The following is a 703-nucleotide window of genomic DNA, read 5'->3' as shown; positions in this document are numbered from 1 at the left end:
AAGCAAGGGAACAGTAGCAGCAGAAAACACCTTCTATGTATTAAAGACAGGAGGTAAAACCTTAGCAGACTTAAAAGACAAGGCACCGGCTACAACATCAAAGGCAGGCTATGAATTTGACAAGTGGGACCCAGCCTTAGATAAATCTACAGCAATCAACAAAGACATAACAGTAAAAGCCTACTTCAAAAAAGAAAGTCAACCGACACCTGCACCAAAACCTAACCCACCAATAGAATATAAAAGGAATCACACTCCATCTATCCCAGTAATAGTAAATGTAGCTAAAACTATGAAGCTAAATGTAAAACTAATAATTGGATCTAAAGAGATGATAAAATCAGTAGATGGTGTTGAAGAAAGAATAATGATGGATGTTGCACCATTTATAGAAAATGGAAGAACAATGCTACCAATTAGGTTTGTAGCAGAAGCCTTAGGATTTAATGTAAGGTGGGATAAGGACAGCAGGACTGTAATCCTAATTGATAAGGAAAATGTAGTAAAGATTCCAGTAGATACAAATAAAATCATCGTTAACGAAAAAGAATATATTAGTGATGTTAAGCCAGTTATTAAAAATGATAGAACAATGCTAGCAATAGCAAATATTGCAAGAGCATTAGGCTTAAAAGATGGCAAGGACATCCACTGGAATGAAGGCACAAAGGAAGTTATTATTACAAGAGAAATTGTGAAATAA

The 703-nt window shown here is 35.0% G+C and carries 1 protein-coding gene; it reads left to right on the top strand.

Annotated elements, in window-relative coordinates; genetic code table 11:
* A partial coding sequence (locus HMPREF1864_RS05900) for a copper amine oxidase N-terminal domain-containing protein (protein ID WP_197415072.1) occupies nt 1–703 on the top strand: 703 nt, incomplete at its 5' end.

The organism is Peptoniphilus sp. DNF00840 (assembly GCF_001553125.1).
Classification (GTDB): Bacteria; Bacillota; Clostridia; order Tissierellales; family Peptoniphilaceae; genus Peptoniphilus_A; species Peptoniphilus_A vaginalis.
The sequence above is the reverse complement of the archived record's forward strand: the minus strand, read 5'-3'. Positions and strand labels throughout refer to the sequence as shown.